26 protein-coding genes are annotated in these 24,925 nt (G+C 50.6%); 14 read left to right on the top strand and 12 right to left on the bottom strand.

Annotated features, from left to right (window positions below):
• Nucleotides 1-94: 94 nt before the first annotated feature.
• The 4 genes from AAHB90_RS25180 to AAHB90_RS25165 all read left to right on the top strand — a co-directional run bounded on the left by AAHB90_RS25180 (nt 95) and on the right by AAHB90_RS25165 (nt 6,896).
• Nucleotides 95-4,156 (top strand): FG-GAP-like repeat-containing protein, encoded by a 4,062-nt coding sequence (locus tag AAHB90_RS25180; protein ID WP_342087994.1) that lies wholly within the window; start codon nt 95-97, stop codon nt 4,154-4,156.
• 251 nt (nt 4,157-4,407) lie between these two features.
• Complete coding sequence (locus AAHB90_RS25175; protein ID WP_342087993.1) at nt 4,408-5,085, top strand: GNAT family N-acetyltransferase; 678 nt, start codon at nt 4,408-4,410, stop codon at nt 5,083-5,085.
• An 89-nt stretch (nt 5,086-5,174) separates the two neighbouring features.
• Nucleotides 5,175-6,062 (top strand): oxidoreductase, encoded by an 888-nt coding sequence (locus AAHB90_RS25170; RefSeq protein WP_342087992.1) that lies wholly within the window; start codon nt 5,175-5,177, stop codon nt 6,060-6,062.
• Nucleotides 6,063-6,077: 15 nt separating this feature from the next.
• Nucleotides 6,078-6,896: a helix-turn-helix domain-containing protein gene (locus AAHB90_RS25165; protein ID WP_342087991.1), complete on the top strand. Its 819-nt coding sequence runs from the start codon at nt 6,078-6,080 to the stop codon at nt 6,894-6,896.
• Between the two features lie 73 nt (nt 6,897-6,969).
• On the opposite strand, the gene AAHB90_RS25160 is transcribed toward AAHB90_RS25165, so the two are convergent.
• The 5 genes from AAHB90_RS25160 to AAHB90_RS25140 form a co-directional block, all read right to left on the bottom strand.
• Complete coding sequence (locus AAHB90_RS25160) at nt 6,970-7,884, bottom strand: pirin family protein (protein ID WP_342087990.1); 915 nt, start codon at nt 7,882-7,884, stop codon at nt 6,970-6,972.
• Between the two features lie 66 nt (nt 7,885-7,950).
• A complete protein-coding gene (locus AAHB90_RS25155; RefSeq protein ID WP_342087989.1) occupies nt 7,951-8,454 on the bottom strand; it encodes a methylated-DNA--[protein]-cysteine S-methyltransferase in 504 nt (167 codons plus the stop codon).
• Between the two features lie 421 nt (nt 8,455-8,875).
• Complete coding sequence (locus tag AAHB90_RS25150) at nt 8,876-9,091, bottom strand: hypothetical protein (protein WP_342087988.1); 216 nt, start codon at nt 9,089-9,091, stop codon at nt 8,876-8,878.
• 210 nt (nt 9,092-9,301) lie between these two features.
• A complete protein-coding gene (locus AAHB90_RS25145; RefSeq protein ID WP_342087987.1) occupies nt 9,302-9,712 on the bottom strand; it encodes an OsmC family protein in 411 nt (136 codons plus the stop codon).
• Nucleotides 9,713-9,785: 73 nt separating this feature from the next.
• Nucleotides 9,786-10,370, bottom strand: coding sequence for a TetR/AcrR family transcriptional regulator (locus tag AAHB90_RS25140; RefSeq protein WP_342087986.1), 585 nt, complete (start codon nt 10,368-10,370; stop codon nt 9,786-9,788).
• A gap of 188 nt (nt 10,371-10,558) precedes the next feature.
• Between AAHB90_RS25140 and AAHB90_RS25135 the strand changes: the two genes are divergently transcribed.
• The 3 genes from AAHB90_RS25135 (at nt 10,559) to AAHB90_RS25125 (ending at nt 12,367) form a co-directional block, all read left to right on the top strand.
• Entirely contained in the window at nt 10,559-10,951 is a 393-nt protein-coding gene (locus AAHB90_RS25135; protein WP_342087985.1) for a hypothetical protein, read from the top strand.
• Between the two features lie 117 nt (nt 10,952-11,068).
• Complete coding sequence (locus tag AAHB90_RS25130) at nt 11,069-11,704, top strand: SCO family protein (protein ID WP_342087984.1); 636 nt, start codon at nt 11,069-11,071, stop codon at nt 11,702-11,704.
• Between the two features lie 81 nt (nt 11,705-11,785).
• Nucleotides 11,786-12,367 (top strand): DJ-1/PfpI family protein, encoded by a 582-nt coding sequence (locus AAHB90_RS25125; protein WP_342087983.1) that lies wholly within the window; start codon nt 11,786-11,788, stop codon nt 12,365-12,367.
• Nucleotides 12,368-12,445: 78 nt separating this feature from the next.
• Here AAHB90_RS25125 and AAHB90_RS25120 read toward each other — a convergent pair whose 3' ends face one another.
• A complete protein-coding gene (locus AAHB90_RS25120; RefSeq protein ID WP_342087982.1) occupies nt 12,446-13,561 on the bottom strand; it encodes a hypothetical protein in 1,116 nt (371 codons plus the stop codon).
• A 372-nt stretch (nt 13,562-13,933) separates the two neighbouring features.
• Here AAHB90_RS25120 and AAHB90_RS25115 point away from each other — a divergent pair, with 372 nt between their 5' ends.
• The gene (locus AAHB90_RS25115; protein ID WP_342087981.1) at nt 13,934-14,833 is read left to right on the top strand and encodes a DMT family transporter; all 900 of its coding nucleotides are present in this window, start codon (nt 13,934-13,936) and stop codon (nt 14,831-14,833) included.
• Between the two features lie 22 nt (nt 14,834-14,855).
• Here the strand turns inward: AAHB90_RS25115 and AAHB90_RS25110 are convergent, their stop codons facing one another.
• The 3 genes from AAHB90_RS25110 to AAHB90_RS25100 form a co-directional block, all read right to left on the bottom strand.
• Nucleotides 14,856-15,800 (bottom strand): glycosyltransferase, encoded by a 945-nt coding sequence (locus AAHB90_RS25110; RefSeq protein ID WP_342087980.1) that lies wholly within the window; start codon nt 15,798-15,800, stop codon nt 14,856-14,858.
• Nucleotides 15,801-16,003: 203 nt separating this feature from the next.
• Nucleotides 16,004-16,417, bottom strand: a complete 414-nt coding sequence (locus tag AAHB90_RS25105) for a response regulator (protein WP_342087979.1) — start codon at nt 16,415-16,417, stop codon at nt 16,004-16,006.
• Nucleotides 16,410-18,023, bottom strand: coding sequence for a sensor histidine kinase (locus AAHB90_RS25100; protein WP_342087978.1), 1,614 nt, complete (start codon nt 18,021-18,023; stop codon nt 16,410-16,412). The genes AAHB90_RS25105 and AAHB90_RS25100 overlap by 8 nt, the downstream gene beginning before the upstream one ends.
• Nucleotides 18,024-18,465: 442 nt before the next feature.
• Between AAHB90_RS25100 and AAHB90_RS25095 the strand changes: the two genes are divergently transcribed.
• The 4 genes from AAHB90_RS25095 (at nt 18,466) to AAHB90_RS25080 (ending at nt 20,327) form a co-directional block, all read left to right on the top strand.
• The gene (locus AAHB90_RS25095; protein WP_342087977.1) at nt 18,466-18,825 is read left to right on the top strand and encodes a DUF4180 domain-containing protein; all 360 of its coding nucleotides are present in this window, start codon (nt 18,466-18,468) and stop codon (nt 18,823-18,825) included.
• Between the two features lie 6 nt (nt 18,826-18,831).
• Nucleotides 18,832-19,395, top strand: a complete 564-nt coding sequence (locus AAHB90_RS25090) for a Crp/Fnr family transcriptional regulator (protein WP_342087976.1) — start codon at nt 18,832-18,834, stop codon at nt 19,393-19,395.
• 73 nt (nt 19,396-19,468) lie between these two features.
• Nucleotides 19,469-19,798, top strand: coding sequence for a DMT family transporter (locus AAHB90_RS25085; protein WP_342087975.1), 330 nt, complete (start codon nt 19,469-19,471; stop codon nt 19,796-19,798).
• Between the two features lie 58 nt (nt 19,799-19,856).
• Nucleotides 19,857-20,327: an ankyrin repeat domain-containing protein gene (locus AAHB90_RS25080; RefSeq protein WP_342087974.1), complete on the top strand. Its 471-nt coding sequence runs from the start codon at nt 19,857-19,859 to the stop codon at nt 20,325-20,327.
• A gap of 52 nt (nt 20,328-20,379) precedes the next feature.
• On the opposite strand, the gene AAHB90_RS25075 is transcribed toward AAHB90_RS25080, so the two are convergent.
• Together AAHB90_RS25075 and AAHB90_RS25070 are read right to left on the bottom strand one after the other, a co-directional pair.
• On the bottom strand, nt 20,380-22,572 hold the full coding sequence (locus tag AAHB90_RS25075) for a catalase (protein WP_342087973.1): 2,193 nt from the start codon (nt 22,570-22,572) through the stop codon (nt 20,380-20,382).
• Nucleotides 22,573-22,588: 16 nt separating this feature from the next.
• Nucleotides 22,589-23,140: a ferritin-like domain-containing protein gene (locus AAHB90_RS25070; protein WP_342087972.1), complete on the bottom strand. Its 552-nt coding sequence runs from the start codon at nt 23,138-23,140 to the stop codon at nt 22,589-22,591.
• Nucleotides 23,141-23,287: 147 nt separating this feature from the next.
• Here AAHB90_RS25070 and AAHB90_RS25065 point away from each other — a divergent pair, with 147 nt between their 5' ends.
• Together AAHB90_RS25065 and AAHB90_RS25060 are read left to right on the top strand one after the other, a co-directional pair.
• On the top strand, nt 23,288-23,719 hold the full coding sequence (locus AAHB90_RS25065; protein WP_342087971.1) for a hypothetical protein: 432 nt from the start codon (nt 23,288-23,290) through the stop codon (nt 23,717-23,719).
• A gap of 35 nt (nt 23,720-23,754) precedes the next feature.
• On the top strand, nt 23,755-24,441 hold the full coding sequence (locus AAHB90_RS25060) for a phosphoribosyltransferase (RefSeq protein WP_342087970.1): 687 nt from the start codon (nt 23,755-23,757) through the stop codon (nt 24,439-24,441).
• Here the strand turns inward: AAHB90_RS25060 and AAHB90_RS25055 are convergent.
• Nucleotides 24,438-24,923 carry a response regulator gene (locus AAHB90_RS25055; protein ID WP_342087969.1) on the bottom strand — a complete coding sequence of 162 codons (486 nt, stop codon included), beginning with the start codon at nt 24,921-24,923 and terminating at the stop codon, nt 24,438-24,440. The genes AAHB90_RS25060 and AAHB90_RS25055 overlap by 4 nt on opposite strands.
• Nucleotides 24,924-24,925: the final 2 nt, after the last annotated feature.

Below are 24,925 nucleotides of genomic sequence, written 5' to 3'. Positions count from 1 at the left end.
GTAGTAGTAATAGTTACAGCAATTATATTCGGCCAACATAACTATTTGTTTTGTATTGAACCAGTTATCAACTATCTGTATCAAACAATTGCCGATGAAAAACCGCTACAAATTGCTCTTCGTTTCTCTATTTGCTTTTTGTCTATTGTTTTACAAAAAGATCCACGAAACGCTCACATTCAAAAAATCAGCCACGACTGTAATGCTGGCAGAAATGCCAGGTAAAGATGAAGCCTTATTACCCGACAGTGCGCTATCCGGCATCCGGGAGGTAATTGCTAGCCGCGAGTATCACGTAACTTTCGACGAACAAGCCGGCGTTTTTCAAAGCCCTAACCGCAAACAGAACTTGCGGGCTACTTATGCGCCCGGCTTGTTGACGGTAAAAAAGCGAGTGGATTCGACCCATTCGGATTTTACATTGAGACTCCTCAATCAAGGAATTTTTGGCGACGGTAAACTGCTTTACGCGGTATCGCAGAATAGCCGTGTAAACAGTTCCGCAAACAAAGTAGTCATTGATCACGGTCCATTTTCGGAGGAGTTTATTAATAATGAAGATGGTGTCCGTCAAAATTTTATTATTGAAAGTGCTCCTGCCGGACTGAAATCATTAGCCGTTAAGCTGGAAGTAAAGGGAGCAGAGGTTTTGGATAACGAAGAAAACGAACTTCGCTTTATAACCAAAGTTATTAACGGGAAAGAGTCCCGGGAGCTCACCTACAACGGACTGAAATGCTGGGACGCGAACGGGCAGATCCTGGACGCGACATTGGCATATCAAAACAATCGGATCGAGATTACAGCCGACGTCGAAAACGCCACATTCCCGGTAACAATCGACCCGATCGTGGGAGGTGGACCGGCTAATGCCAATAAAAGACTTGAAATCCATCAAAGTAATGCATGGCTGGGCTACTCGGTATCCAGCGCAGGCGACGTCAATGGCGATGGGTACAGCGATGTGATCGTGGGAGCACCCAAATACGATAACGGGCAGATCGACGAAGGTGCGGCATTTGTGTTTCCCGGAACGGCCGGTGGGCTGAGCCTTGCGGCGACCGTACTGCAAAGCAATCAGGTCAATGCGCAGGCAGGTATGTCGGTGTCCAGTGCCGGTGATGTTAATAAGGACGGATACAGCGATGTGCTTGTGGGTGCGCCTTATTACGATGCCGGGCAAACCGACGAAGGCGTCGTGTTGGTATACCTTGGTAGTGCGGCTGGTCTAAATACGAACCCTACCCAGATACTGGAAATCAATCAGAGTGCTGCCAACCTGGGTATTTCAGTGGCTATGGCCGGGGATGTCAACGGCGACGGGCATAGCGATATCCTGGCCGGCGCACATCAGTACGACAATGGCCAAAACAATGAGGGTGCAGCTTTCCTCTATTATGGCAATGCAGCGGGCGTCGGGGGAAATCCCGTGGCGCTGGAAGCGAACCAGGCCAATGCGATGATGGGCTATGCCATATCGTCGGCCGGAGATGTTAATGCCGACGGTTTCAGCGACGTGCTGGTAGGTGCTAGGTTGTACACCAACGGAGAACTCTACGAAGGAGCGGTTTTCGTATATAAAGGAAGCGCGGCAGGTATTATCACGGCAAATCCTTTCAAAGTGGAAGCCAATCAGATCGATGCAAGGTTGGGACATTCCGTTGCTACGGTGGGTGATGTCAATGGAGACGGTTTTTCCGATGTACTGCTGGGTGCGTATCAATATAAGCTGAGCCAGGTCAACGAGGGGGCAGCCTTCCTGTATTTTGGTTCTACTTTGGGAGAAACAATCGGGGACAAGAGAACGCTCGTAGGTTATCAGAAAGAAGGACAGTTCGGATGGGCCGTGGCGGGTGCTGGCGATTTGAATGGAGATGGGTACGGTGATTTTGTGATCGGTGCCAGGTATTACGATATAACCAAGAGCAATGAGGGTGCAGTATTTATGTATTATGGTAACCCTACGAAGAACTTTCCGGTCAGAAATGCGGTCTTTTCGGGCGAACAGGGCGAAGCATGGATGGGTACTGCCCTGGCTTCGGCAGGGGATGTCAATGGCGATGGATATAGCGATCTGATCATTGGTGCATATGCTTACGACAATGGCCAAACCGATGAAGGCACGGCGCTGGTCTACCATGGTGGGGGCCTGGTTGGTCATCTGACGGCCAAAACCATGGTAGCCGACTCGGTCGCTGCACGGCGGTTCGGATCGGCAGTGGCTAACGCCGGGGATATCAATGCCGATGGCTTCGACGACGTCATCATCAGTGCTCCGGGGGCTGATCCGCTCACCCCAGGCCGGACCTGCGTTATTTACGGATCGACCGAGGGGATTAAACCGCCGTGGTACAATGCCCCGCACAAATTAACGACGGTAATATTCGGTCGCGCAGTATCTGGCGCCGGAGATGTGAACGGGGATGGTTACGCAGACGTCGTGATAGGAAATCCGAGTTATGGCAATGTGCCTAATGGCGGTGAGGTGAGGATCTACTTTGGTACCGCAACGGGAATTGATACCGTTAATTTCCAGGTGTTGTACGAGCCACTGGGAGGTACGAAGTTTGGAACCTCCGTAAGTGGCGCGGGAGATCTCAACGGGGATAATTATGCAGACATAGTGGTAGGAGCGCCCAAATACAAAGTGGTCAATGACACACGGGGTGCTGCATACGTTTACTATGGCTCGTCAACCGGGGTGGGGACTGTCCCGAAAGTCCTACCTGGGAAAAATAGCAATGCAAGTATGGGTACCTCCGTCGCCGGCCTGGGAGATACCAATGGCGACGGGTACGACGACCTGATCGTCGGTGCGCCGACGACCAATACCGGTGCCGTTGAAGGTGGCGCGGCCTGGATCTATTATGGCTCTTCAACCGGTGTTGACAATTCGAGTACTTTTTTCAAGAACGATAATGCTTATGTGCATTTCGGGATGTCGGTTGCTGCTGCGGGTGATGTAAACGGGGATGGTTTCAACGACGCGGTAATTGGTATTCCCGAGCATGGATTGTCTAAACAAGGTTCGGTAGCGGTGTATCTTGGGGCATCGGCCGGCTTTACGGAAGCAAACAAACGATTTTACCCCGGTAACTGGGCAAATGCTGCATTTGGCATTTCTGTATCCGGTGCTGGCGATGTCAACGGCGACGGTTACAGCGATATTATCGTGGGCGAAAACAAACTATCCCACCTGACGGCGCAGAGAGGTGGCTTTACGGTGATTCCGGGAGTGCCGGCTGGTGGCATAGTCCCCCCGAACTGGGAAGTAATGGGTGATGCGATCCTGGATCAGATGGGCACATCAGTGTCGGGGGCAGGCGATGTAAACGGAGATGGCTTTTCGGATGTCATCGTGGGCATTCCGGGGCGCGACGGCATCAACCAGGATGTAGGAACCGTACATATTTTTGACGGGGGCGCGGAATATCAGGACCCGATTTGGTTCAATATTTTGCAAGGTAAACCGGGCAGGGTCAGACTGTACAATGCAGACATGGTTACACCTTATGCGCCAAATGCTTCTCAACCTAATTTTGCGGCTGGTCTTAAAAGCCGGTCGTTCCTGGGGAGGAACAAAGGTAAGCTGGTATGGGAAACCAAAAGTAACGGGCAGCCTTTTTCCAGTAATCCCAATACACCGATCAGCAATAGTGTACAGTCGACTGGCTCGCAGCCTGTATTCACAGATCTTACCGCGGCAGGAACAGAGCTGAAAGCGCTTGTGACTAAATTAAATCCCGAAACAAAACTAAGGGCGCGCGTCAGATATGAACCTGCGCTCGCCCTGACAGGCCAGGTATACGGGCCATGGCGCTATGTGCAGGTGTATGTAGAAGGAAAAAGCGTATCTCCGGCACCTGCCGAAGATATTACTTCCAGACTGGCCTTGAAGCCGGAATTTGCAGAAGGGGCCGAGGAACGCTTATCAATATTCCCGAATCCCGCGAGCGAGAGGCTCTTCATCCATTCCAGCTCCCCAAATACAATCAAAGGCGTGAAAATGATCTCGGCAAGCGGAGCGGTAGTCTACCAGGGAGTTGGTACGCAGACCGAAATCGACCTGAAGGGCCTTGCGCCGGGAATGTACATTCTGGTGTCCAAGTACGCCGACGGTTCGCAGGGATCTCATAAAGTGATGGTCAAAAAGTGATGTGCGATTTTTTGGGTTTGTAATTCTGTCCAGAGCGCCGGGGGAACCCTGGCGCTCTGGCATAAACGATGCTCCATTCAAATGCGGGGCGCAGCATACCTGCCAGCGCCGAACCAGCTGCGGGCCATTCCTGCGGCCAGGCTTCCGCGCTTACTTTTTTTGTCCCGAGGATGTAACAAAGCAAGTATGGCGGTTGTTGAGTCCTGAAACAGATGGCTGACATCAATTAGCCTGAGCATTGACTATTTGAAATGAAACAAATTCTTGACAATCCTGCCTGGCATGCGCTACGTACACACAACCGTGCGCTTGGGCATGTACAGGATGGATCGGCATACTTTCTACCGGAAGTTTCGCCGTTCGCGGCGGTGGAGGGACCTGCGCTGGAAGGGCTGCCGGCGCTGTATGAGGCTATTCCCTTTGATCATAATATCATATTCGTCAGTAACGAAAACGTGGCAATTCCCCATCCGTGGGAGCTTCTTGCAGTGGTACCGGGCTATCAGATGCTCTACCACGGCCTGGCGGGTCCAGTGTCGGACGGTCCGCCAGTTGTCCCGCTCACAACGGCGCATGTCCCGGAAATGATTGCATTGACAAGTCTTACCGCTCCCGGGCCATTCTCGACGGAAACTATCCGTTTTGGTCATTACGAAGGAATTTTCGACGATGGACGGCTTGTTGCCATGGCCGGACAGCGCATGCATCCAGAGGGCCACGCGGAAATCAGCGCTGTCTGCACCCATCCCAATCACCTGGGAAAAGGTTATGCGCGACATTTGCTGCTCCGGCAGGTAAACCGCATTCAACAGAACGGTGAACAGCCTTTCCTGCATGTGAAGGCGGATAACAAGCGGGCGATAGGCGTATACGAGTCGCTGGGTTTTACGATTCGGACGGAGATCTTCTTTTATGTATTGAAACGATGAGCTTTTAAACAAAGCGACTCTGAGCTTTTCAACAAAGTTGCGGCGCACGTAGCAGGCTACTTTTGTATTGTACTTAAAACACAAAGACAATGACAAAGGTATGGTTTATTACAGGTAGCTCCCGCGGACTGGGACGTAACCTCACAGAAGCAGTTTTGAAAAGCGGAGATAAAGTAGTTGCTACCGCTCGGAATATTGGCCAGTTGGAAACCCTGGTTACCGAATTTGGAGACCAGATTTACCCGGTAGCGCTCGATGTAACCGACTACGAACAGGTTTATCATGTTGTGGCCAACGCTGTTGCCCATTTCGGACGTATCGATGTACTGGTGAACAATGCAGGTTTCGGCGTCATCGGAGCCGCTGAGGCATACACCGAGGAGCAGGTACGCAGCCAGTTGGAAACAAACCTTTATGCGCCGATCGAAATCACGCGCGCCGTATTGCCTTATATGCGTAAGCAGAAAAGCGGCCGCATTTTGGAGATCAGCTCGATAGGCGGCCGGGTTGGTAATGCGGGACTTACGATGTATCAGGCCGCCAAGTTTGGTTTGGCCGGCTTCACCGAGGCATTGGCCAAGGAAGTCGCGCCGCTGGGGATTTATGTTACCAGCGTGGAGCCGGGCGGTTTCCGCACCGATTGGGCGGGCGCCTCCATGACCTATGCCCGCGAGATCGAGGGTTACGAGATGGTGAGCCAGCGTACCGATTATTTTAAATCGGGCAAATTTGTGCCGGTAGGTGACCCCGAAAAGGCCGCGGAGGTGATGGTAGCATTAGCAGCGCATCCTGCACCGCCCGTTCACCTTGTACTTGGCAGCGAGGCGATTGGTATTTTGAAAATAGCTGACCAGGCCCGGAAGGCTGAAATGGAAGCGTGGGAGCACGTGAGCCTTTCGACCGACCACCGCGAATCGGAGGATTTTCTGGAAACTTCGATGGGCAAATGGTACACCGGCGGCAAAACGGACGCATAATTCCTAAATTTGTTTATGGCCGATTTGAAATCCAATAAACAGACATCTCCCATCGCGTATTCGTGTTATTTCACCCGGAACCGCGAGGGAGAGCAGTTTGCGCCCGAGCACGTATTCAGTTACCAGATCTCCGGTACGCTCACGATCAATAACGGCGACGATGAGTATGTTTTTAAAGAAGGGGATTGCCGGTTTATACGACGTAATCAATTGATCAAATTCATCAAGCAGCCGCCGGCAAACGGCGTTTTTAAATCCATTTCGGTGTACCTGGAACAGGAAACGCTGAGAAATTTTGCCATGGAACATGGTTACCAGGCCGATCATGGGCGAAGCCAGGAAGCCGGGTCCATTATCGCTTTGAAAGGAGGAAGTCTGGTAAAGGGTTTTATGGATTCGCTGATGCCGTACAGTGAGGACGACCAACTGATAGATGCGGACTTACAGGCATTGAAAGTGCGGGAAGCCATTATGATCCTGCTTCGCTCATCACCGGTGATGAAAGACATATTGTTCGATTTCAGCGAGCCGGGCAAGATCGATCTGGAAGCGTTTATGAACAAAAACTTCCATTTTAATGTGCAGATGAGCCGTTTTGCTTACCTGACGGGACGCAGTCTGGCCACATTCAAACGGGACTTCGAACATATATTCCACACCTCACCCAGCCGCTGGTTACAGCAAAGGCGGTTGCAGGAGGCACATTACCTGATCAAGGAGAAAGGCCGGGCAGCTTCCGATGTATATCTTGAAATCGGTTTCGAAGACCTTTCACATTTCTCATTTGCTTTCAAAAAAATGTTTGGTGTGCCGCCTTCCAGGCTTGCCGGTTGATATAAAGCCCTGTAACCACACGATTACAGGGCTTTGTTCTGAGAGCCCAGCAGTAAAGTTACAGGACTGAATATCAGGATAGTGGCTCCGGTCGGGGAGGGGATCCGGCTGGGCGTGAATATTCGTCCGGCAGCGGGATAAACTCGTGATCATCGGCAGGCGGGAGCTGAATGCGGCCCTGTCTCCAATCTTCCTTTGCTTGTTCGATACGTTCTTTCCGTGAAGACACAAAGTTCCACCAAATAAACCGTTCACCCAGCGGTTCGCCGCCCAGGAGCATTAAGGTAGTGTTTTCCCTCGCTTTGACAGTGGGTTCTGCATTTTTATTGAAAACCAGCATCTGACCCGGCTGGTAGAAATAGCCGCCGGTTTCCACAGATCCTTTCACTACATAGATAGCCCGCTCTGAATAGCCATCGGGAATACGGAAGGTGGCTCCTGCTTCCAGTACCACATGGAGGTAGAATAGGGGAGAAAGTGTTTGCACACCGTTGGATAGTCCAAATGCATCACCTGCAATGAGCCGCATCCACACTCCTCGGTCGGTGAATACCGGCAGTTCATTTTTGGCATAATTTCTGAACGAGGGCGCGGCCTCCTCGTCTTTTTCTGGCAGGGCCACCCAGGTCTGGATCATTTCAAGGCCGCCAGCCAGAGCCGCAGGATCTTCGAACCGTTCCGAATGGGCAATTCCGCTGCCGGCTGTCATCCAGTTGACTTCGCCCGGACGGATGATCTGCTGCACGCCTGTGCTATCGCGGTGGGTGACCTGACCGTCAAATAGATAGCTGACCGTGGAAAGCCCGATATGCGGGTGCGGGAGCACATCCAGCGACGACGGATTGGCCGGAACCGCACCCAAAGGCCCCGCGTGGTCCATAAATATAAACGGCCCGACCATTCGCCGGAGACGGAAAGGAAGGATCCGTTTCACTACCACCGACTCGCTGATAGCCGCCTTTCTGGCTTCAATTACAATATCCAGCATGGGAGTTTTTTTGACTAAATATAGGTAAAGACCGTGACGTGTGGATAGCCATTTACTGTGGTCTGGTCAGTCGAAGATCGTGGTTTGGCGGTATGGCGCTTCCAGTTCGAGCAGCAGAGCCTTGTTTTCCAGCCCGCCGCCGAAGCCTACCAGTTTCCCACTTGCGCCCACCATGCGATGGCAGGGAGCGATAATAGGGATTGGGTTTTTATTGGCCGCTCCGCCCACAGCCCGCACGGATTCAGGGTTGCCGATTTGACGGGCGATGTCGCCATACGACCGTGTTTCACCAAATGGAATGATGAGTAATGCTGCCCAAACCTGTTTTTGAAAATCGCTGCCAATGAAGTCGAGTGGTAGCGAAAACGTTTTGCGCTTTCTGGCGAAGTATTCGTTCAATTGTTTCTCCGTTTCCAGCAATAATGGATGGTCTGGCTTTTCGATGCCCCGCTCGATGCTGGATTTTTCCCCATCTCCGTAATCCCAGAGTACGGCTCTCAGGCCATTGTCTGTGGCAATCAGCGTAAGGTCGCCGGTTGGGGAAGCCATTCTTTTAAAAAAAGTATCCATGATCTCGTTGCGTGTTGTCTTCAGGCAACAAAAAAATGGATTTTATTGGTTCGGAAAGTGCTGACAGATTTAGAATCTTAGGAGTGTATCAGCAATGCGGATTTTTAAAGCGCTTTTTTAAGGTCGTAATTGAAATCCACAAAACGGCGGCACCTCCGTAGCCGGTATAAAACTTATCCATTTCTAATATTGCTTCTGGTTTACAAAAGTCCATAAACACACGAAGGACCAACCTGCACCCGCTGGTCATCGATACAATCTGAAATCCCGTGCTTATCAGATCAGGCAGATTGGTTTGAACAAAACGGTTTTGATACCAGAAGGTAAGCAGGTACGAAACACTTCCCAATCCAGCCAATGCAAAGATGATCTTGGGAGCCAGAACATCCCTGATAATTGAGTTTAGTACATCGATCAATTGCTACTGACCTTTGCTGATTAGAGCCTTATTGCTTTTGTACTCAGAGCAAAGCGCAATGAAGATGCCAAATGCTCCACCAGCCAGTGCACCCGAAATGTTGGCGATGCTGGCACCAATCACGGCGCCGCCCATAGACGTGGAGATCAATGACGGAATCAGGGTAGCCCATTGATTTCCGTCGCATTGTTTTTTAATTGTAGGGATGGAGGACTGCATAGCTAGTGTGGTTTATGAAAATCTGTCATAGTTGTCACAAAACTAAAAAAAATCTCGCGGTAATTGCTATATCATCATCCCGCAAATTTTAAGTAACTCATTGTAGTACTTGTTTTTATAATGAAATATTTACAGGTTACCAAACGGTCATCACAGCAAATGCGACACCCGTTCAAAGCCGGATGTCGCACTTGCTGTGATGTATGCGGACTAAACCAAAGTCGCGTTTAAAACGATTTCAAAACTGAATGCCTGGCTGACAGGACAGGTTTTTTCGGCTCCTTTGGCGATGAGCTGGAATTCTTCCTCCGAAATGCCGGGCACTTTCGCTTGTAATGTTAGCTCGGATTTTGTGATTTTACCATTATCCAGTGTGACAACCGACTGTGTTTCCAGTGAGTCGACAGTGTATCCGGCCTGGCTCAGGTCGAGATCCAGTTTCATGGTGAAACAACCTGCATGGGCTGCGGCAAGCAGTTCTTCGGGGTTAGTGCCGATGCCGTCGGCAAAGCGGCTGTTGAATGAGTATTGTGTTTTGTTCAGGACGGTGCTTCCGGTCGTGATGTGTCCTGCGCCTGTTTTGATGTCACCATTCCATACGGCTGTTGCTTTGCGTTTCATGATATTCAGAGTTTAAAATAAAAAATGATTTAAAATAAAATGTACTATTTGGTACAGAATTAGGTAAAAAAAATTAATGCAGGATATTTAGGTTCATCCGTACCAGCTCTGCAAGCTTGTGCTGGTCGGTTTCCATTCTACGGGTTACATTGAGGCCATTCCACAGATTAACCAGATACGTGCCCAGTGCAGCGGCCAGCTCCTGGGTTTCAAGCAATCCCAGATCCTTGCCTTTTTGAACCGCTTCCGTGAATATTTCCTCCAGCAGATGCAGATACTTCGCTGCGATTATTTTCAAGCCTGAATCGTCGGCGGATACCTGTATCAATGCATTACCAAAGTAGCAGCCTTTGTTACCGACCGGGGAGTCATTCCCTGTGAGCGACAAAAAGAAATCCCTGATAAACTGCACGGGGTTTTCGCAGGTTGCAAGCGCGTCCCGAATCGCTTTGAAGTTCAGTTCGACGACCCGTTCCATCGACTTCCTGAACAACTCTTCCTTCCCGCCTTTAAATGCAAAATAAAAACTGCCTTTGCCGATTCCCATCGCGTGAAGCAGGTCGTCGGCGGTGGCGTTGGCATATCCCTTTTCCCAAAAGACCTCCACCGCCTTGTCCAGGATCGCTGTTTCGTCATAAATTTTGGGTCTGCCTGCCATTGTTCTTTTTATTTGATGTTACAAAGGTATAATACTTTACTAATTGGTACAAAATAAAAGCGAAAATATTTTCGGAAAATTTTCGAAGAGTGGGCCGGATGGGTAGGAGAACGGCAGATTTGCTATCCCGGCTATCGGGAGTTAGCTTTGTGGATTGTCAGTTCATGCTAAAATCACTTTCACTACACTTGAAAGTTCCCCTAAAACAATGGATCACCCTGGGCTTTACACTCCTGATGCTTGTTAAAGCGTGGGTTATCCCTTTGGTTTACCTTGATTATGAGCTGCGTAAGGAGTACATCATTGCCAACCTCTGTGTGAACCGCGACAATCCGATCGTAGTCTGCGAGGGTAAATGCTACCTGGCCGAAAAGGTGGTTGAAGCCAAGAAACAGGAGGAGCGCCGGGCGGAACAAACCTATATGGCAAACCTGCTTTTCCAGGTGATGGACACGGGCAAACCATTCATTTTCCAATCGCCTGAGCATTTCGAAACGCGTTTGGCGATTACATTCGGCTACGTTTCGCCGTTCCTTCCGGGCGCGGTTGCTTCGGAGATTTTCCATCCCCCGCTGGGCTAAACTGCCATTTTTTAGCCTGATTCAAATCTATTCGGATTTGAATGCAGTGTATTCCAAACGCGCTGCCTGGGCAGCGCCCTCAATTCCATTTCTTTTATTTCAAAAATCAGTATGATCATGCATACCCGAAGATTAATCGTCGGTTTGCTGGTAGCGGCGTTGCTGCCTGCCTGCGAAGACCGTAAACTGCCCTACCTGGGCGAGCCCGAGGCCGTTACCAAAACCGTTGAAGGTAAAACCACCAGGGAAATGAGCTACCCTTCGATTCCCGCCTTTTCGTTTATAAACCAGGATAACCAGCCGGTAACCGAGCTGGATTTTAAAGACAAAATCTATGTCGCCGATTTCTTCTTCACTACCTGTCCGACGATTTGCCCTGTTATGAAAAAGAACATGCTTAAAGTCTACGACGAAGTGAAGGACAACCCGACTGTGCGTATTCTATCGCATACCATCGACCCGGAACATGATACGCCCGCTGTGCTCAAAACTTACTCGAATGACCTCGGCGTAAGTAATACGACATGGCAGTTTGTGACGGGCGATCGCGGGAAGATCTACGAAATAGGGCAGAAGCATTATCTTATTACCGCAGCCGAAGATGCCAAATCGCCGGGCGGTTTCCTGCATAGCGGGCATTTCGTGCTGCTCGACAAGGATCGTCATATCCGTGGCATGTACGACGGCACCACCGACGAGGGTACCTATGAGCTCATCCGTGATATCCGGACATTACTCAAAGAATATGAGTAGAGAAATTGATCTCCGCAGGAACCAGGAGGCCATTTTTCACGTAGCTTTAAGCGACTCTTAAATCGCTAAACTTAAACCGTTATGTCAAAGAAAATTCTGTTACTGGCAGGGGATTACGTCGAAGATTATGAAGCAATGGTACCCTACCAGGCATTGCTCTCCGTTGGATTCGAGGTCGACACCCTGGCACCCGACCGCAAAAAAGGCGACACCGTTCCGACAGCTGTTCATGACTTCGTAGGTGATCAGACTTACAAGGAGACCCAAGGGCACCGTTTCGCGATTACCGCCGATTTTGACGGTATTAATCCAGCCGACTACGACGGATTGTACATCGCGGGCGGTCGCGCACCGGAGTACACGCGCCTTAACAAACGCGTACTCGAAATCACCCGGCATTTCTTCGAAGCAAACAAACCGGTAGCCGCAATCTGCCATGGAATCCAGATATTGACCGCTGCGAAAGTATTGCAGGGCCGGACACTGACGGCCTACGTGGCGGTAGGGCCGGACATCGAGCTGGCTGGCGGTACATGGAAGAACATTCCGGCCGATCAGGCCGTGGTGGATGGCAACCTGGTTACCTCCCCGGCATGGCCCGGTCACCCGGCAATTCTGAAAGAGTTTTACAAATTGCTGGGGGTGCAGATCAGCGGCTTTTAAGGAAGTTGTATTTGAAACAAACATGGCCGGACTTGCGAATCGTGCAGGTCCGGCCATGTTGTTTTGCATTAAAATGAATTAGAATTTAAACGACACGCCGGCATTGACAGAGTAATCGGCAAAGGCGGCGTCACCGCGTACAAATGTGCCCGATTTGTCGGAATACTCCTTGTCGGTTACGCTTTGCGTGCGGTTTCTGACGAATGCGACCGGTACAGTCGCGAAGAAGCTGAATTTCTCGCCCGAAAAAGTGATACCGGGCTCCGCGCTCCACACATAGCCGGGCCGACGAAAATCGCCGCTGCCGCCTACGAGGTCATGGACCGGAATACCTTCCAGACGGGCGCCGACAGCTACTGCCCAGCCTTTTAGAACAGGATTAAGGGAATAACTGAAACCACCGCGCGCCATGTACTGGTCAGGCACGCTCATGATGGCCTCGTTGGCCAGGCGCGGCGATAGGGTTTCGCGGTAGGTGCGCACACCGTTCTGCTCGCGTGGATTGACGAGGTAATAAAAGTTGCCGTACACGCCGAAGTTATGGAAGATGTTATAAAATGTATTCAACTCCACAGTAACACCCGTGCCGCCGTCGCCGAGTTGAATAGACTGGTCGACGGTGCGGAGTTCTTTCGTGCCATTCGGGCCGACATTGTACCAGTAATCCTGGTAATTATAATCGCCGGTAGCTAATTTGATGCCCAGACCCAGCTGGATATTTCCACGATAGCTCTTTTTAGGATCGAAAAGCCAGTGATAGGCGGCAATACGCAGGTCGCCTATGCCGAAGGAGTGCATGCTATGGCGCTGGTTGAATTTGTTGGCGCCATTCACCAGACCATGCTCGTAGAGCGAAGAACGTGCATTTGAGATGATCGGCAGGTCGACCATCAATGACCAGCGGTCATTGAGAATGCGCATGATATTGATGTCAACCGAGGCCGTGTGGTTAATGACCTCCGTGTGCTGTATCAAGCGTTCCTTGTTTTCAGTTTTACCGGAAAAATGGCGGAAGGATTTGAAATAGCGACCGCTGGCGCTTACTACCCATTGAGCGTGGTCGTTGCTGTCGGCATGGGCGATCATACAGGCGCTCCCCGTGCCCCGAATGGCCACGCAGCCTTGCGAAAATGAACGTTGAGTAGCGCAAAGCGTCAATAACAATGCGGTTAGTAGATGTAATTGTTTTTTCATATTTGAATTGGTGAATTTTCCTGACAGGTAAAATAAAGGCAAAAAAATGAGAATATCGTACAATGCTTCCGGTAAAAAGGAAAATGAAGCTCCGGGTTGGTCTTCCAGTCAAATAGCTCTATTTTTGCAGTATAATTTCAAATATCATGTCTGATAGCCGACTTCTTTTCTGCATTTCGCCTCCTCCGGTAGCCTGAACGGCTTAATAACCGGAATCTATTGGTACTTCCCATTTCTTCGGGAGGCAGTGATGCTATTACCATTGTTCATGAGGGTTGTTAAGCCTTGGCCCTTTGCGGGTTCCGCTTAACGGGTTTGCGTTGTTTTCACAGCGCCCAATGTCCATTTCATACCTTTTGAACAAATCTTACAATGAAACAAGCTTTTGTTAAACTGCATATAGCTATTGTGCTTGCCGGATTTACCGGCATTTTCGGAAAACTGATCACGGTAAATGAGGGCCTGCTGTCGTGGTACCGCATTTGGCTGGCGGGCATTCTGATGCTGCTTATCCTGACTGCTACCAGAAAGCTCGAACGCGTATCATTCCGCGACTTTGCCCGCATTTCGCTGACCGGCCTGTTTCTCGGGTTGCATTGGATTTTCTTTTACGGCAGTATCAAGTATTCCAATATTTCGGTTGGGGTGGTGTGCTTCTCGCTGGCCGGTTTCTTTACGGCTATTTTTTCGCCGGTGATCAACCGGAAGCCATTCGTGATTTCGGAACTGCTGCTCAGCCTGCTCACACTTCTGGGTATTGCCTTGATTTTCAGTTTCGACTCGCGGTACCGCACCGGTATCACACTCGGGGTGATTTCGTCGGCGCTCGGATCGCTTTATATGATCACCAATGAGCGGCTCGCGCATTCGTTCAAAAGCGAAACCGCTACGATGTATGCGATGATTGGCGGGGCCGTTGCGTTAACCCCGCTCATGCCGCTGTATTTTTACTTTTTTCCCGTCGAGACACTGGTGCCTTCATGGTCGGACGCGGGCTACCTTTTATTGCTGGCGTTTTTCTGCACCGTAGTCTTGTATATATTGCAAACCCAGGTACTGCGTCGTATTTCGGCATTCACGGTCAATCTAAGCCTGAACCTGGAACCGGTTTACACGATCATACTGGCTATTCTCTTTTATCACGAGAACAGGGAGCTTCGTTGGTCATTCTACCTCGGTTTAGCATTGATCATTCTATCTGTGGTATTGCAAATGCAGCACGTAATGCGGGCGCATAAGAGCGCCGGGCCGGCTGTGGCGGGTAGCCGCTAACCGAAACATCGGGGCACCAGGCCTAACGGTGCCCCGAATGCCGCAGTTCGCTATCGATCACCTCCCGTAGTTGGTTGAGCTGGTCCTGGTAGCCGGCCAATTTAAACCCGCGGTATGTCAATGCTTCCGGAATATCCTTTTTCAGATCCAGTGCTGTCTGTCGCCGGTTTAAAGCGATTTGCTGCATTTGCAGATATTCTGCCAGGTACTCCTGTTCTGATTGGCCAGGCGTAGGGACCAGCAATGCTTTTTTTTCATAAACAACCAGGTCCATCAGCGTGGAATAGCCGCTTCTACAAATCACTAGCTGCGCATCGGAGAGCGCTTCGGCAAGGTCGTGGGCGTTTGCGTGCGTTGCGTAGGTGATATGCGCAGGCAGATCCGCGCGCGGCATGCCTGATGGATCGCCGGCCACGAAATGAAAACGGTATTCAGTGGCAGACGCGGCTTGCTGTAACAACTTTTCTTCCAAAATGCCGCGCATGGGCTCGGGCCCTGAAAGCAAGACCAATATGCTGTTTTTTTGAACCTGGGCAGGTTTGAAGGAAAGACTCAGTTGGGATAACAGCCCCGCATAGCGAGCATTCGAAGGGATATGAGGCGGATGAGATAGCCTGCCCGCGAGCCCGCCATTTTCTTTCATATCCACGATCCAGCATTCATCGAATTTTTCGAGAATACGGTAATGCAGCTTTCGCACCAGCCAGTCGGCACCCATTCCAAAACCGGTGATGATATTGAGCTGGTGGGTTATGATCACCGATCTCAACCCTTTTATTTTCAACCCGTAACGGTTGTCGGAAATAACCAGGTCAAACTGGTGCCTGGCTTGCGTTTCACGGAGCCATTCCCGTTCGCGACGGATCGCGCCCAGAATTTTGGGGATTTGCGCCAGGATTTTAGCAACAAAAGCTTCGCCGCCACGACTATACGTGATCCCGTAGCCGACAAGAGGCAACTGCGGCAAATCAGGAAAATTCTCTTTTAGCAGCAATGCAGGCGCACCCGACGCGGCAATGGTTACCTCACACCCTTTGTCAAGAAGGTACCGGATGACCGGGATGCAGCGTGTGGCATGTCCTAGTCCCCAGTCCAGCGGCGCTATCAGTATACGAAATGGCAGGGTGGATTTGATTTTTGGTTAACAAGGTAAAAATAGTAACTCCGCCGCTATTTTGAACCAAGGAATGAGAGTACACGATCAGTAACCTCTTTTAGCAAAGGGGTATGGACGGGTTTTTGCAGGTAGTCCATCACATTGCCGGAGCTCATCGCCCGGTCATAGTCTTCCAGGTCGGTTGAAGAACTCATCATGCAAATCGATATGGGCCGGGGAACTTCGGGTTTTAATTTTTCGTATTCGTTCAGAAACTGCCAGCCATCCAGAATAGGCATATTAATGTCGAGCAATATCAGTTGAGGGAGTTTCAGAGCGTCTTCACGGTTGCGGGAAAGATAATCGAGTGCATCCCGGCCATTCTCGAAAAATATAATCTCCCGGGTTATTTTGGCCTTTTCAATGATTCGTTTTAGCAGGTAAGTGAAGATTTTGTCGTCGTCAATTACGCAGAGGATTTCAAGCATTTTCGTTGAAAGTAATTTTAAATGTAATACCCGCGTCGACCTTACTGAAAACCTGAATGTTCCCGCCCTGGGCTTCTATTTGATTTTTTATCAAAAATAAACCAACTCCGTGAGCATCTTTGTGTTTATGGAAAGTTTTATACAGACCGAAGATTTTGTCGGCATGTAAAGACAGGTCTATGCCTTTGCCTTCGTCGCTGTATTCCAGTACTTTAAGGCCCGCCTCATTGCGATAGAACCGAAGTTTGATCACCGGATGCTGGCCTTCTTTCCTGTATTTGATACCGTTGGAAATCAGGTTCATTAAAATGCTTTCCAGGTAGATTCGGGGAAAAACGATTTCATTTTCCTGAAAATCCAATTGAACCTGTGCCTGGCTTGTGTGAAGGCTTTCATCGAGCACACCAAGCACCTGCTGTGTTATTTCTCTGATGTTCAACCTTTCACCTTCCAATTGGTTGTCGCGGATCTTGATGACCTGCGAAAGGTCGTCGAGCGTTCCGTTCAGGTGTTTCGATACCGTTTTGATTTTTTGGAAAAGCTCCTCATTATCCTTGGTTAGGGTCGATTCATCGACAAAATCCGCAAGCAGCGCGATGTTGCTCGAATGATTCCGTAGGTTGTGAGATAAAATATGGGTGAAGCTTTGCAACTGGCTATTCTTTTGTGCCATCTGATCGATGGATTTTATCAGTTTGAGTTCCAGGGTTTTATATCGGTCGATATCCATAATGATGCCTCTGATCCTGGTTACCTGGCCCGTCGCATTGAGCAGCGGCGTAGCGGAAAACCGGACCCATTTGCGGTTGCCGGATGGCGTGATGAGCTGCAATTCGTGGTCCCAGGGCCGCCCGAGTTCGATCGACTCTGTCAGCGCGGCCCGGACAATGAGCTGATAGGGCTCCGGGAAAAAGGCTAGCAGATCGGTTTCATCATGGATATTTTCCTCGTTGGTTTCCAGGATGGTACCCGAGGTGGCCGTCCATCTGAACTGATCTGTCGCCGGGTCGTATTCCCAGCCGCCCAGTTTGCCGACATTGCCTGCCGCCGTCAGCAGGAATTCACTTTCTGCGAGCTTCTCTTCTACAACCGCCCGCTCGTCGATTTCCCGTTTCAGGTCAGACACGGATCTGAGCAGCAGTACATTCGGGAAAATTTTAAACAGGTAATAAACGGTCGCCAGCGATATGACGGCCGTGGCGAACCTGATCAGCGCACTGAGGCGGTAGACAGGTAACCAGAAGACGAGCGCGTCGATCAAATGCGTGGCGCCGCAAAAAAGAATGAATGCGACGAAAAGCCAGATCGTTCTCGGAAAGGGGAAGTCCTTTCTTTGCCGGATGAACCGGATGAGGAAAATGGGTATCAGGAAATAGGCTGTCCAGATGAGGATATCGGAAATAATGTATAGCCAGCCATGAAAATCAGACCAGGAACCGCAGTACCACCGCGCCGGCCATTCGGACGTGCTGAAAAGCCCGCGGAAGAATTCCTGTATCTGCTCCGGCAGCGCTGCATGGTTTATTTTCAACGGCGATGCGCCCGTACGGCAGAGCGGAATACTGTCGTTTGAAATAGCATGCAGGTGTGCAGTTTCCGGGGCCATGAATAATTAAGTAGTGGGGGGTGCAATTCGAATATTAATGATAAATCTCATGCCAAACAACCACCAGTATTTTTTCTAAACTAGCCTATCCGGTGCCGTAAAAATACTATTCTATGGAATTTGTAAAAATAGTTTTAATGTAGCGGCCGGGGTGTAGATAGTCCGTCGTCAAGTGGATTTTGGGCAGTCAATAGTTCTGACATCGAGCGCTGAATTAACCTTCGATTGTATATTGGCAGATGCCTTTACCAGCAAAAAAATCAGGTTGCAGACCAATGCAGGTTGTAACCAACGCTTGTGCTATTTATCCTTTCCCGGGAAAAAGACGATTAGAATAAATATTTTGGAATGTAGAAAAAGTTCAATCGCTGTTGATGCCCCGTGGCTTACTTTTTAACTAACTTAGCGGGCAGCCGCAATTGAAACGAACGGCTTTTTTGCTATGACTATTCAACTCCATCAACAGAACGAAACCACGATTGCCGAGGTTATTTCCGATAAAGTTTTGATCCAGACACCCGACGACGGATTGCAGGTCATGGTAGATCTGTACTACCAGGGTTACGGTGAGATGATCCTGCATGAGCCCAACATCACTCCGGAGTTTTTCGATCTCAAAACGGGCATAGCGGGCGAAATTCTACAGAAGTTTGCCACATACCGCGTCCGGCTCGCCATTGTCGGTGACTTTGCGCGATACGAGAGCAAGAGCCTGCGTGATTTCATTTTCGAAAGCAATAAGGGCAGGCAGATCAACTTTCTGCCGACGGTCGAAGAGGCGGTCGGGAAACTGTCAAAATAATAAAGGATGGAAATAGATGAAATCCTCGAATGTTTCCACCCGCTGCCGCCCCAGTCCCGAGCGGCTTTGAAAGCATATATCACCGAAGTGCAATTCCCCAAAGGTCACACGCTCATCCGTGCGGGCAGGGTGGAAAAGACATTGTATTTCATTCGCAGTGGTATTGTCCGCGCCTATTCCGACGGTGCGCGTGGGGATGTCACATTCTGGTTTGGGAAAGAAGGGGACCTGGTGGTTTCGATGAAAAGCTACGTTTCGGGACAGCCGGGTTACGAGCACATCGAAACGCTGGAAGCCTGCGACTTGTACCAAATGAGAGCGCAGGACCTGGAAGGGCTTTTCGCGGGCGATATTCACATTGCCAACTGGGGCCGCAAGCTGATCGGGCAGGAACTGATCAAAACCGAGGAGCGGCTTATTTCGATGCAGTTCAAAACGGCCCAGGAAAGGTATCTCGATTTAATGTCTGCCGCACCCGATTTGCTTCAACGCGTGCAATTGTGCCACATTGCCTCCTTTCTGGGAATTACACAGGTAAGCCTAAGCAGGATACGCGCAGAGATCAGGTAGCAGCCCGTTTTTATCATTTGTAAAATTTTTTGTGGATCCTGAGCAGGACCTTTGTATCAAAAAACAAAGTGTTATGAACTGGATTATTTTAATCGTCGCCGGCCTGTTCGAGGTCGGATTCGCCTCTTGTTTGGGAAAAGTTCGTGAAACAAGCGGGAACGAAATGTATTTGTGGTTTACAGGATTTGTCATTTCCCTGGTTGCCAGCATGGTATTGCTGCTCAAAGCGACCCAAACGTTGCCGATCGGCACGGCTTATGCAGTTTGGACGGGAATAGGCGCAGTGGGTACAGTGCTTGTGGGGATACTGGTATTCAAAGATCCGGTTAGTTTCTGGCGAGTATTCTTTATAACCACCCTGATCCTCTCTATCGCAGGCTTGAAAGCGGTTTCACAGCATTAGGCGGTGTCCCCCGGGCACACTATTTTGGTTAACTCCGAACCAAAATCTACTGCTCATAATGGAAGATTACACGAATGTATTGATACACGCAGCCCGCGTAGGGAACGTGGAAGTGATCCGCGAACTGCTTAGCCGGGGTGTCGACGTAAATGTCCGGGATGAAAAGGGCTATACGCCGTTGCTGATAGCTTGTTATAACAACCGCCCTGAGGCTGCGGAGCTTCTGCTGGAATCGGGGGCGGACGTAAACGCGGGCGACCATGGGGGGAACACGGCGCTGATGGGTGCAGCTTTCAAGGGACTTCCCGAGATTGCCTCCCTGCTGATCCGCTACGGCGCGGACCTGAACAGCCAGCACGGAAACGGTGGCACTGCGTTAATGTTCGCGACGATGTTTGGTCGCAACGAAATGGTGAAACTGCTGCTGGAAAGTGGGGCGGATGCGGGTTTGCTGGATGTAAGAGGCCAGTCCGCGTTCGACCTGGCCGTGCAGCAGGGGAATGAGGAAGCGATCACCTTACTTACATAAAAAGAATCCCCTGCCGCTGGCTAAGTCGCGGCAAGGGGATTTCTTTTTGAGATTAAGCAGGAATTTTCCTTGGTTTTTCCCGCTCCCAGAACCTGTGCTGCGCGATGGCCGTGACGAATTGTCTGGCTAATTTGGCCGGGTCGTCGCTGATGACGATCCCATCGAGTAATACCGATTCATCCGAGAAAACAGCGGGGATTTTCCTTGCAAAATAGGTCGATTCGATCACCTGCATCGCCCCGGCGTCCGCCGCAATGGCCTTGCAATGCTTGAATGCCTCGTTCAGGAAATGGACAGCGTCGGCATCAGCCTCCACAGTCGCTACGCTGTTGGTGCCAGCCGGCACATACACCGCATCGTAAAGCACGGACGCGGCCGTCAGAAAACTGTGGTGTACATGGATTTCCTCATCGGTTGTAGACAAAATGAAGTTCTGCCTTGGCGCGATCACCTCTACTATGGCACCTTCTGCTTCCAACGCGGCTTTAACGGTATTCAACGAGTTACTGTCTACACCGTCAGCAGCGAGGAATGCTATTTTCCGGGTTTTAATGCTGTCTTTCGGGCTGTTGGCCGTACTCAACGCCGCTGAGGCCGTGAGCGATCCTTCCAGGATCACCGGGTCATAATCGGCCGGGTCGGCGTCAGCGGGAATGCTGCGGTTTACAGGTAGTTCAGGGTCCTCGGGAACCGGAAGGCGGAGCGCGAATGCCACTGCCGCAGCCAGCCCCTTATCAATCATCGAAAGGATCCCAAGCATCCTGCTGCGTACGTCATTGGATTGCACTTTCCCCAGTTCAAAGCTGAGCGCGTCGATGAGGTGGTTTTTCTCGGGGTCTGACTGGCTGTTGAAAAACAGTTTTGCCTGGCTGAAATGATCCAGGAAACTTTTGCTTCTGGCCCTTATTTTCCGCGCGTCAATTTTTTCGGAGTAGGAGGTAAACCCGCCTTCCGATGCTTTCGCCTGCAACGGATAATTATCTCCCAGCGAATTAGGCCCATAGCTGACCTTGCCGCGATTGATAGTCTGCCGCATGTAGCCGTCGCGCTGGTTGTTGTGCACCGGGACAATTGGCCTGTTAATAGGTATTTCCTGGAAATTAGGGCCTCCGAGGCGGATCAGCTGGGTGTCGGTGTAGGAAAACAACCTGCCTTGCAGCAATGGGTCGTTGGTAAAATCGATGCCGGGTACCACATGCCCGATATGAAACGCCGCTTGCTCGGTTTCGGCAAAGAAGTTCTCGGGATTGCGGTTAAGCGTCATTTTCCCGATCTTGATAACCGGTACCAGCTCCTCGGGAATAAGTTTGGTCGGGTCCAGCAGGTCGAATTCAAATTTAAATTCATCCTCTTCCGGCACAATCTGCAAGCCCAGTTCCCACTCAGCGAAGTTTCCGCTTTCGATGGCATCCCAAAGGTCGCGACGGTGGAAATCAGGGTCTTTCCCCGAGATATTTTGGGCCTCGTCCCAGGCCACCGAATGCACCCCCAGTAATGGTTTCCAATGGAATTTTACAAAATGGCTGACGCCCTCGGCGTTCACCAGCCTGAAGGTGTGCACGCCGAAGCCTTCCATCATACGGTAGCTGCGCGGAATGGCACGGTCGCTCATCAGCCACATGATCATATGTGCCGATTCGGGCATGACCGATATGAAATCCCAAAACGTATCATGTGCGGAAGCCGCCTGCGGGATTTCGTTGTCTGGTTCGGGTTTTACAGCGTGAACCAGATCGGGGAACTTGATGGCATCCTGGATAAAAAATACCGGCATGTTGTTTCCGACAAGGTCGAAGTTACCTTCCTGCGTATAAAACTTGACAGCGAATCCCCGTACGTCGCGGGCGAGGTCGGTTGAGCCCCTTGAACCCGCAACGGTTGAAAACCGGACAAAAACCGGCGTTTCGATGGAGGCATCATTGAGGAATTGCGCCTTGGTATATTGTGGGAGCGGCTCGTAGAGTTTGAAAACCCCGTGGGCACCCGAACCCCGGGCATGTACGACCCGCTCGGGTATACGTTCGTGATCAAAATGTGTTATTTTTTCGCGCAGAATGAAGTCTTCCAGCAACGAGGCGCCCCGGTCGCCCGCTTTAAGGGAATTCTGGTCGTCGTTGACGCGGACGCCCGTATTGGTATTCATCAGCTCGCCTGTCGAGTCTTCCATATGCTGGGCCAGGCTCCTGATCTTGTCGTTCTCCGGCTGGTCAACCGCCGGATTTTGTTGCGCTTTTCTTTTCGCCATAGTTGTTGATGATTAATTAAGCCTCCTGTGCGGCCTGGTATGCAATGTCATTTTCGGCGATGGAAGCCAACAGTTCGTCGCTCGCCTGTTCTTCGGCAAGTGTTTCTGCCAGGATACCGGCTACTTCTTCCAGCCCCAGCGTGGTTGCCAGCTGTATCAGGCCCAGGTAGGATGCAATCTCATAATGCTCTACTTTTTGTGATGAAAGGATTATACCCACATCTCGTGTGGCAGTTCCTGCATCGGTACTTTCGATCACGCCTTCCCCTTCCTTGGTAAGCCCCTCCATTGCATCGCATTTCTTAGCGATGGCTTTCTGTTCGAGAAGTGTAAAGATTTGTTCGAGCCGCGACACGTGTTCTACGGTTTGCGCAAGGTGTTGTTCGATGGCGCTGACCAGCTTTTTGGCGCTGGCGGCCTGGCTCATTTTGGGTAATGCCTTTACCAAATGGTTTTCGGCCCAGTAAATGTCCCGCAGGCAATCCAGAAACAATTCGTACAGGGCAGGTTCGGCGGTCGCCGATGTTTTTGTCTTGAATTTAGGTTCCGAGTTTGTTTCCCTTTTCATAGTTGCATGGTTTAAAAATCGGAGGCTGTCAGCAAAACGTGTTCCAGCATATTTTCAGACTGGTATACAAGTTGCTTTTTATCGGTTTGAAAGGGAAGCATGGTTGCTGAACCTCTCTCCGACCAACACAATGCCAGGATGTTATACATGATGAAAACCTTGGTCTTTTCGCCGAAAGTTGCATTAGACGGTGTTCCCGCAGGTTTTTCCGGGCGCTTTAAAATGCTTCACCTCGAATCCGGCCAACTGTATGTTTACCGGGTCCACATTACGAAACAGAAGTATACGGGTACGCATGTCCCCGGAATGGGAAGTCCCGAAGAAGACCTTGCGTGGTGGCAACGAATGTATCATGCGCTTGTTTCATTTATAGGGTTGTACAACCGGGAATACGGGTACCTGCCTTCGGATCAGAATATTTACCATGATGGCCGTTTCTACACCGGTGAAAGCTTATTCGGGAAAAAAATAAGTTTTGTCGTCGAAGAGGCAATGCAGCGCGACCTGGCCGAGCGCGAAGTTGTATTGCAGGATTTTGCGGGTCACACACCGCCGGCAGAAGGAGTGGAGGAGCAATAAGCTATTGTGGATTTTTTTGTACAGACCTGAAACACATGAACCGAAGCAACGATATCGTTTTTGCCGACCGGAAAGATGCGGGAGAGCAGCTGGGTCGTTTTTTAACACGACGTTACAAACAAGCCGATCCGCTTGTGATGGGCATTGCCAGAGGAGGGGTAGAAGTGGCCTATTATGTCGCCAAATGCCTTGAAACTGACCTGAATATGGTTATTTCAAGAAAACTACCTGTGCCGGGGCATCCCGAGGTTGGTTTCGGTGCCATAGCGGAAGACCTGTCGGTATACGTGGCTTCCCGGTACCGGCGGTCGCTCAAACCGGAGACTATTGGGGAGATTATAGATGAGCAAACGGACGAGGTGAACCGCCGGATAAGCATGTACAAGCAATCGCAACCGCTCCCGGACATGCATGGGCGGACCGTCATTATTGTCGACGACGGCATTGCCACAGGGGTCACACTCGTGCCTGTGCTGCGCCTCTGCCGCAAACGGGGCGCCAGGCGGGTGATAGTGGCCGTTCCTGTGGCCGGCAATCACTATGACGCCCAGCTGAATGATGCCGATGCGCTCGAAATACTGGTTATGCCTGAATGGTTTTACGCGGTAGGGCAGGCGTATGCTTCTTTTCGCGATCTTACTGACGAAGAATTGCAGGCTATTGTCCGCAAGGGCGCTTACCTGCGGTCAGGGTGGGAACACGTGCGCAGTTTACACAACTAATGCAGGATCTGATCGGGGATGTCCGTAGCGGCCTGTCCCTGACCATCGATCCAGCGGCGGCACATGGTTACCAGGAAGGTATGCAGCTCTTCAAAATCGACCGGCTTGACAAAAAAGGAATTTGCCCCGGCTTGGTAACAGCGGTCGATGTCTTCCTGCCTGGCAGTACTGCTCAGGATCACAATGGGGATGGTTTTCCAGTCGGTTTCGGTGTTAGGAGGCGTCTGGCGCACGAGTTTGAGCAAATCAAAACCATTAATAGCCGGTAATTCCAGATCGATGATGATCAAGCCGGGCCGTCGTCCTTTGAACTGCTCGGCCGATTGAAGGACCATGTACTGATACAGTTCGTGCGCACCCTGGAAAAATCTGACACGATAGTCGGGCAGGAATTTGGTAAAAACACTCCTTGCGAGCTGACGAAATTCGCCGGAACCTTCAACAAGGTAGATCTCTTTGCTGCTCATGTATTTGCTGTCCAAAA

It is taken from the genome of Dyadobacter sp. OTU695 (assembly GCF_038440355.1).
In the GTDB taxonomy this organism is placed as follows: Bacteria; Bacteroidota; Bacteroidia; order Cytophagales; family Spirosomataceae; genus Dyadobacter.
Note: the sequence above shows the minus strand (reverse complement) of the source record. Positions and strands in the feature narration are given on the sequence as shown.